Origin of the sequence: Caballeronia sp. LZ029 (assembly GCF_031451275.1) — a bacterium.
Taxonomy (GTDB): Bacteria; Pseudomonadota; Gammaproteobacteria; order Burkholderiales; family Burkholderiaceae; genus Caballeronia; species Caballeronia jiangsuensis.
In genome coordinates this window covers 49,466-55,768 of sequence record NZ_JARUXO010000095.1, presented here as the reverse complement: position 1 = coordinate 55,768, position 6,303 = coordinate 49,466, and the positions used below count along the sequence as shown (strand labels likewise).

General features: G+C 59.5%; 12 protein-coding genes. 5 read left to right on the top strand and 7 right to left on the bottom strand.

The genetic code is table 11. From position 1 onward, the window contains the following. Nucleotides 1-243: 243 nt before the first annotated feature. From QCE73_RS36970 to QCE73_RS36940, 7 genes are all read right to left on the bottom strand, one after another. Nucleotides 244-534 carry a DUF2471 family protein gene (locus tag QCE73_RS36970; protein WP_187608278.1) on the bottom strand — a complete coding sequence of 97 codons (291 nt, stop codon included), beginning with the start codon at nucleotides 532-534 and terminating at the stop codon, nucleotides 244-246. An 11-nt stretch (nucleotides 535-545) separates the two neighbouring features. Beyond that, complete coding sequence (locus QCE73_RS36965; protein ID WP_062268030.1) at nucleotides 546-764, bottom strand: hypothetical protein; 219 nt, start codon at nucleotides 762-764, stop codon at nucleotides 546-548. A gap of 35 nt (nucleotides 765-799) precedes the next feature. Next, the gene (locus QCE73_RS36960; RefSeq protein ID WP_008345052.1) at nucleotides 800-976 is read right to left on the bottom strand and encodes a hypothetical protein; all 177 of its coding nucleotides are present in this window, start codon (nucleotides 974-976) and stop codon (nucleotides 800-802) included. 16 nt (nucleotides 977-992) lie between these two features. Further along, on the bottom strand, nucleotides 993-1,394 hold the full coding sequence (locus QCE73_RS36955; protein ID WP_309885790.1) for a type II toxin-antitoxin system VapC family toxin: 402 nt from the start codon (nucleotides 1,392-1,394) through the stop codon (nucleotides 993-995). Next, nucleotides 1,394-1,630 carry a type II toxin-antitoxin system VapB family antitoxin gene (vapB, locus tag QCE73_RS36950; protein WP_008345055.1) on the bottom strand — a complete coding sequence of 79 codons (237 nt, stop codon included), beginning with the start codon at nucleotides 1,628-1,630 and terminating at the stop codon, nucleotides 1,394-1,396. The genes QCE73_RS36955 and vapB overlap by 1 nt, the downstream gene beginning before the upstream one ends. A 215-nt stretch (nucleotides 1,631-1,845) precedes the next feature. Beyond that, nucleotides 1,846-2,220, bottom strand: a complete 375-nt coding sequence (locus QCE73_RS36945; RefSeq protein WP_187608276.1) for a hypothetical protein — start codon at nucleotides 2,218-2,220, stop codon at nucleotides 1,846-1,848. Nucleotides 2,221-2,393: 173 nt separating this feature from the next. After that, a complete protein-coding gene (locus QCE73_RS36940; RefSeq protein ID WP_309885789.1) occupies nucleotides 2,394-2,741 on the bottom strand; it encodes a hypothetical protein in 348 nt (115 codons plus the stop codon). 867 nt (nucleotides 2,742-3,608) lie between these two features. Here QCE73_RS36940 and QCE73_RS36935 point away from each other — a divergent pair. From QCE73_RS36935 to QCE73_RS36915, 5 genes are all read left to right on the top strand, one after another. Further along, complete coding sequence (locus QCE73_RS36935) at nucleotides 3,609-4,637, top strand: CAP domain-containing protein (protein ID WP_309885788.1); 1,029 nt, start codon at nucleotides 3,609-3,611, stop codon at nucleotides 4,635-4,637. 128 nt (nucleotides 4,638-4,765) lie between these two features. Beyond that, a complete protein-coding gene (locus QCE73_RS36930; protein ID WP_309885787.1) occupies nucleotides 4,766-5,098 on the top strand; it encodes a hypothetical protein in 333 nt (110 codons plus the stop codon). Then, nucleotides 5,095-5,277: a hypothetical protein gene (locus QCE73_RS36925; protein WP_309885786.1), complete on the top strand. Its 183-nt coding sequence runs from the start codon at nucleotides 5,095-5,097 to the stop codon at nucleotides 5,275-5,277. The genes QCE73_RS36930 and QCE73_RS36925 overlap by 4 nt, the downstream gene beginning before the upstream one ends. Nucleotides 5,278-5,455: 178 nt before the next feature. After that, nucleotides 5,456-5,977, top strand: coding sequence for a hypothetical protein (locus QCE73_RS36920; RefSeq protein ID WP_309885785.1), 522 nt, complete (start codon nucleotides 5,456-5,458; stop codon nucleotides 5,975-5,977). Continuing rightward, nucleotides 5,974-6,276, top strand: a complete 303-nt coding sequence (locus tag QCE73_RS36915) for a hypothetical protein (RefSeq protein ID WP_309885784.1) — start codon at nucleotides 5,974-5,976, stop codon at nucleotides 6,274-6,276. Before QCE73_RS36920 ends, QCE73_RS36915 begins: the two co-directional genes overlap by 4 nt. Nucleotides 6,277-6,303: the final 27 nt, after the last annotated feature.

Here is a 6,303-nt window from a genome sequence, read left to right as displayed (position 1 = left end):
GTCTTGATCACAATGGCTGGGTGACGGACAGCTATACGGTGCAAAGCCGCCGTTCGACTGTCCTTCATGCCGTGGAAACCAACGACTGCACATGGCCGAACACGGAAGTGGTCTCTCGGTCGCTGGGTCCCTCGCCGTGCAGCCGACGCTGCGGTACACCGGCCACACTCAATCCGTTCCCCAAAGGGAGAATGAGCTTGTTAAGTCCATGCCATATAAGGTATCGCTGAGTGTTTCTCGTTGTCAGTTGATGCGCTTCCACTCGGCGTAGATCGCGCCGAAGACCGAGGGAACCACGTCGTGGCCTTCGAACGAAACCGGTCGGTCGTCGTTTGGATAGCCCAATGCCGGAGACGCTCGCAACATGCCCAGCATCCTCGCGCTATGTTCGCCCTTGGACGCAACCTCACTGAGAATCTCCGACTCAATTCTATGAATCAGCGCCCAGGTCAGCGTACCTGCCGTCCGATGGCGTTGCACCGCCGCAGGCACGGCGTCTTTCAGAGCCGCATCCGCGGCATACAGCGCATCCATTCTTTCTCCCTTCAGTTGGGCAGTGCGTGCTTTCGTAACAGTGCCCTGATTGCATCGTCGACGGTTGACCGGAGCACATACTCCGGACCGTGCGGAAGCAGCGCGGCAAATGCTTCACTCAGCGAGTAAGCAACCTCGGCCACATCGCGCTCACGAATGATTACCCTAAGTCCAGCAGTAAGCTCGGCTTCAAGTTCACGATCGTTGATTCGGAGTTCGATAGTCGGCATCGTGTCATCTCCCTAATGGGCTGCGTCGCTTCCTTTTACTCGTGGTCGCGAAGGTCCGACAAGGACTCATCGAGCAAGTCCGCCGCGTCGAAATGGAGCTGCACTGAGGCATCGGTTAGCGGCTCACCGTTGGGCATCTTGCGTGACTCAGCAGAATCGCGCAAAACGTTGATCGCTGCCCGCAGAGCAAGCGCTGGAGTCAAATTGGACATGGTTCGTTTTCCGTGTTCAATCGCTCCGCCAGTTCTCGAGCTTGACGCCCGGATAACTGACAAAGTCTTTTGTGTTGTTCGTGACAAGGACAACGTCGAGCGCAACCGCATGTGCGGCGATCAGCTTATCTAGGTGGTCCTTCTTGCGCTCCCGAGTAGCCTCACGAATCGGGCCATAGGCCATCGCCGCCGCAGCATCGAACGGAGCCACCGGAATGTCCTCAGTCAACGCGGCGAGGGTGCGCCGCTCTTTCGCCGGATTCGCACAAACGGCGACACCGTATTCCAACTCTGCATACGTGATAGCTGACATGACCACGTCACCGACAAAGCACTCCGCGAAGCGTTTCGCCACCTGCTCGGGCTGGTTCTTCATCAGGTAGATGCACATATTGGTGTCGAGCATAAAGCGCGGCATTACAAGCCCTCGCGTTCTGCTTGTTCCTGCTCGCCTCGTCCCTCGGCCATAAAGTCGGGGCTGAATTTGGCGAATTTCTTCAACACACCCGCGAGCGGTCGGCGCGCCGGTCGGATGCGGATTTCATCGCCCACGCGTTCGATCTCAAGTTCAAGGTCGCTGCGCTCATAGGCAAGGTCAGCAGGAATGCGGACGGCCTGGGAATTGCCGTTCCTGAAAACTCGCGTGGTCTGCATCTCGCTCCTCGTTGCGTATGTACGATGGATGTACTATAAGCGATTGACGAGTAAATGTAAATACGCGTGTGTACGCGGATAGCCGGGCCGACCCATGTGGCGCAGGCGCTTAGCGACTATCGCTCGACGGGCTTCACGTTCGACCGGCATCCTCTTGCGTTGCAGCGTGAACGGCTCAACGAGAAGAAGATCTTCGCGGCGTCGAAGCTCGCCACCTATCCGAACGGTCGGCTTGCCAAGGCATGCTGCGCTTCGTCCACCTCGGATCCCGGCGGCCAGAGCATCGTCACGATGAACCGCGCTAGGGTTCCGCGTAGCTTCGCCTCCGCTCGCGCGGAATCCCTTTGCGCCTCCTGCGCCAGCTCGAGAACGACGAGGATGCCGTCGGTAAGGGCCGTGAGCGTGTGCAGGGGGTTCGCCGCCGTCGCCGGTCCGAAGGAGCTTGGCGTGTCGGCGAGACCGGGGACAACGGGCTCGAGGTCACTCGGAGAAAGGCAGTCGCCCTCTTTCAGCGCGAACAGCGACTCGGGGATGATCATCGGGTCAGCCGCCTGCACGGTGAACAGGACCGGACTGTCCGCGATTTTCATGACGCGACGCTTCCGGCGCGCGTAGGCTTCCACTGCGCCAAGTTGGAGATACGTCGATCGTCGATTCGAGAAAGCCATAGAGTCGGATGCGCTGACCTCGGCGCGAAAGGTAGACGCGTCCAATTTTACCCACGCGAAACTGGTCGATCGTCTCCGAACTTGTCGCTGTACTTTCAAGCCACCTTGGCTTTCTTAACTGCGTCGAAGCCGTCGGTAGCGTCGAACAGGGATCCGGAAATCTCCGCGATCAGTCTCGTCTTGCACGCCGGGGTAAGGCGCTCGCGGCGGCCAAACTGTTCCACTGCCGGCCGCAGGCTCTCGGCCGCGGCCCCACCGTCTATGGGATCGATCTTTCCGGCATGAAAAACGGTGGCAATGCCATAACTGCGCAAAATGCGCGCAAAGTCTCCCAACTGTGAAGGGAGGTGCGACGCTGACTGCCAGGTCGCAAGCTCTTTCTCAAGACGCTCGATCTTCTCGGCCATCGCTTTGATTAACGCGGATTCTGCTAGGGCGCTCATATTCGTGTTGTTTGTGGGTCAGTCAGCGGCGTCTATCTGGCAGCGGCTCATGTTTATCTTCGTTCAGGCTTTCCGGCTCTAATTGCTGCGCAAGCGCTCACGTATCCGATGCGTCACTTGCCATGCCAGAAACACGGCGGGTGCGGAGAAGAGAAGGATTTGCCCGATCAGAGAGCCGCGCCACATCATCCGAGCTATGACAGCCCCGCAAATAAGCAGCGCGACGAGTGCCGTCATAAAAACCTCCGTCTGCATTTTTCCTCCGGGTTTCCCATCGTTCGATCTTTTTTCGGTCAGTTCAACGCCGAGCCTTGTCCCGGCGCTCTCATCAGCCGGTTGCGCCGACAGCCACCATCAACGCGATTGCGACAACTTTGTTTCCAACCATTTTCATCTGCCTCATCTCGTTTTTTGCTTTCACTCGCGGCCTGAACCGCGACATGACGTGCCAATGCCTGCCAACCCTTCTATCGGTCGCTTGACGCCGGGCCTTAGCGGTTCCGCTCCGTTCAGCGGCCGCGCTCACCCTTGCGAACGATACATCGCCGGCCATCATCAGTTACGGGCGAAAGGCGCTCGAAAAATCGTAGCTTTCGCCCGCTCAGGAACCGGCGTTCTGTTCACCATGCTCATGCTGGTCCGGGCTGGCATACCGAATTCGCAATAGTCCGCAGCGCGACCATGCAGTGGGCGGGACTCCACCGCCTTGACAAGTGCCTTTTCGGACAACACTGGTGGTCAACGATCCTGCGCTTACGACCGGATCGGCGACGAAACAATCAGAACGCCGCGCAGGCGCCCACGAATTAACGAGGCTTTATTTTGAAAAGATTGTGTTTCGTATATCCGTCCGCCCGCGTCTCTGCGTTGACTGCGCTGACCATCGCCGTACTCGCTGCGTGCGGCGGCGGCTCTAGTTCCTCCGACTCGAACAGCACAAGTAGCCAAGCCGGCACTGGTTCCACAAACGCGGGCGATCAGACCGGCTCTCTGACCTCGTCGCAGAAGGTAACGCTGCTCCCGCCCGCATCTGTGCCGCAGAATGTCTCTCCTACGGGGGACCCGACAGCGGACAGCATCGCATTTATGAGCGCGGTACGCCACAACGTCGGTCTCAATCAACTCACCGTTGACCAGCAGCTGGTTACGTCGTCGCTGAACCACGCCAACTACTTGGTTCTGAACCAGGCTACCGGGCATAACGAAACGCAAGGACTTCCAGGCTACACGGGGCAGTCGCCGTTTACTCGCTCAGATGCCGTGTTCGGTGAAGTTACGACAGCCGGAGACATTCGGGCTTTTTCGACATCGTTGACCGGCGTTACATCGCTATTCGACGCGCCGTTCCACCGTTTTTTGATGCTTGAGGGCTATACATCACTCGGTGTTGGCGCGTCGACCAGTACAACGTGGGAAGCGGTCAACATTGACTTCGGCGGATTCACCCCGGTCGTTGGCGATACGCAACTCGTCGCGTATCCGTACTCCGGTCAAACGGGTGTGCCGGCTAGGTGGTTCGCGGCCGAAAACCCGAATCCGTTTGCCAGTCAGCCGCAGTACCAGAACACCTACGTGGGCTATCCGGTGACGATTCAGGCGAAGCTAACGGGGCACCTGACCTCGGTAAGCATCAAAATCACTGATAGCGGCGGCAATGACGTCCCGTGTTTGCAACTCACGCCCGACAGCAACACGGAAGTGACGAACAGTGCCATGTGCATCCCGTACACCGCACTCAAGGGCAGCACCGCGTATTCGGTTCATGTGACCGGCGTGCTTAAAGCGCTGCATGGCGACACGCATCCTATCGACGTCACCTGGTCGTTCACGACGGAAGCCATTGCATCAGCCAAAGTCATGGGCAACGAGAAGCAGTTCCACGTCGTGCCTGAATGACAACGAAAGAGCAGGCCGCAACAGCAACCAAACTGAGTTGATCCCAAAAAGGAGCGGAGGCACCACCTCCGCTTTTAGCATTTTCGACACGCTCGTAGCTACCCGCCCCGCCAATTCTGAATCTGTCGATGGTTAATCTCGGCGTGCGCTCGGCGCCCGGCCAGGTTGTCATCTTCTCCGATGCTGAGCATACGCAGTTAGCCGCGATCGCAGCGGCCAGCGGTGTGAAGGTCCAGTTCTGCAAGTTGCCCAACACGGATAAATGGGGCACGCGCGACGCCCGCGCCGTGTGGCATGGCGTGGGCGGCAGTTCGTATGTTCGACTCTTCGACGAAACAAACGGGTCGCGAGACGTTCTTGTACGAGCGAACCGCGCGGATGTGGAAGTGATCCGTGGGGAGTGGACTGGCTTCGACTGCCCTCCGAAGGTGGCCACTGCTGCGGTCGGCAAGTCGTCATGACTCGCATCTACGCGACGTTGAGAAAACGATACACCACTGAGGCATTGAAAGGCATGGGGTTCGTCAAGGACGGCGGACTGATGATGAAGCGCAGGGCGATGCGTCGCGTTCGCGCGCAAGCATCGAGCCTCGACGGCGTGTGGTGGCGAGTGACCCGGCTCGAGCGCCGCTGGCGTTAGACAGCGCAGATAACGAAAAGACGCTCAAAAGCAGGCGTCTTTCTAAATCCGAGGCGCGCCCACGGCCGGTAGCCTTGTCTTCGCTCATGAAAGCGTCTGCGCGGTGACCGCGCAACCGCTGCTGGCTCAATCGGCCGTTGCGCCACAAATCAAGAACTCACGACTACAACGAGGAACCATGAAGCTCAAAATGATCGGCATCGCCGCCCTGTCCGTTTTCGCCCTGTCCGCTTGCTCACAGATGCAGCCGGGCGCGCAATCCGCCAAGACGGCGGCGACTGGTTCCGCTGCCGGCGAAGCATCGCAGAACGCCAATGCAGGCCTGCAGCACTGCCCGGCGCCGCTCGGCACTGTCGCTATCGTCGAGGATACGGAAGCACCGTGGTACGGCCTTCTCACTGGTCAATACCAGCTTGGCTCGACGGTGCCAGTGCTCAAGCTGCTCGTCCAGCAAAGCAACTGTTTCGTGATCGTCGATCGCGGCCGCGCGCTCGGCACCGCTATGGGTGAGCGCGCCCTGAACGCATCGGGCGAACTGCGCAAGACCTCGAAGATGCACAAAGGCCAGATGGTCGCGGCCGACTACACGATCAGCCCGAGCGTGACCTTCAGTACCGTGACGCGGGCGGCGGTGCGGCAGGCCTGCTCGCCTTCGTGCCTGTCGTCGGTGGCGCCCTGGCGGGCGTCGCGGGCACGATGAAAGCGCAGGAAGCCTCGACGATGCTGACGCTCGTCGACAACCGCTCGAGTGTCCAACTGGCAGCAGCCGAGGGATCGGCGCGCAACGTCGACTACGGCATGCTCTCGGGCGTGCTCGCTGGCGGCTTCGGCGGCGCAGCTGGCGCCGGCGGCAGTGCCTATGCGCGCACTACACAAGGCAAGGTGGTGGTTGCGGCGTTCACCGACTCGCTCAATAACCTTATTGGCGCTGTTCGGCAATATCGTGCGCAGAACGTCAAAGGCGGCCTTGGCAATGGCGGCTCTTTGCTCGTCAACTAACATGCTCAAGGGGCGGATGCACGATCC

Excerpts from the sequence above, each read along its gene's own strand:
- QCE73_RS36955 (WP_309885790.1), bottom strand. The coding sequence starts at position 1,394 with ATGCCGCGCTTTATGCTCGACACCAATATGTGCATCTACCTGATGAAG.
- QCE73_RS36925 (WP_309885786.1), top strand. The coding sequence starts at position 5,095 with ATGACTCGCATCTACGCGACGTTGAGAAAACGATACACCACTGAGGCA.
- QCE73_RS36970 (WP_187608278.1), bottom strand. The coding sequence starts at position 534 with ATGGATGCGCTGTATGCCGCGGATGCGGCTCTGAAAGACGCCGTGCCT.
- QCE73_RS36960 (WP_008345052.1), bottom strand. The coding sequence starts at position 976 with ATGTCCAATTTGACTCCAGCGCTTGCTCTGCGGGCAGCGATCAACGTT.
- QCE73_RS36940 (WP_309885789.1), bottom strand. The coding sequence starts at position 2,741 with ATGAGCGCCCTAGCAGAATCCGCGTTAATCAAAGCGATGGCCGAGAAG.
- QCE73_RS36930 (WP_309885787.1), top strand. The coding sequence starts at position 4,766 with ATGGTTAATCTCGGCGTGCGCTCGGCGCCCGGCCAGGTTGTCATCTTC.
- QCE73_RS36965 (WP_062268030.1), bottom strand. The coding sequence starts at position 764 with ATGCCGACTATCGAACTCCGAATCAACGATCGTGAACTTGAAGCCGAG.
- QCE73_RS36915 (WP_309885784.1), top strand. The coding sequence starts at position 5,974 with ATGAAAGCGCAGGAAGCCTCGACGATGCTGACGCTCGTCGACAACCGC.
- QCE73_RS36945 (WP_187608276.1), bottom strand. The coding sequence starts at position 2,220 with ATGAAAATCGCGGACAGTCCGGTCCTGTTCACCGTGCAGGCGGCTGAC.
- QCE73_RS36920 (WP_309885785.1), top strand. The coding sequence starts at position 5,456 with ATGAAGCTCAAAATGATCGGCATCGCCGCCCTGTCCGTTTTCGCCCTG.
- vapB (WP_008345055.1), bottom strand. The coding sequence starts at position 1,630 with ATGCAGACCACGCGAGTTTTCAGGAACGGCAATTCCCAGGCCGTCCGC.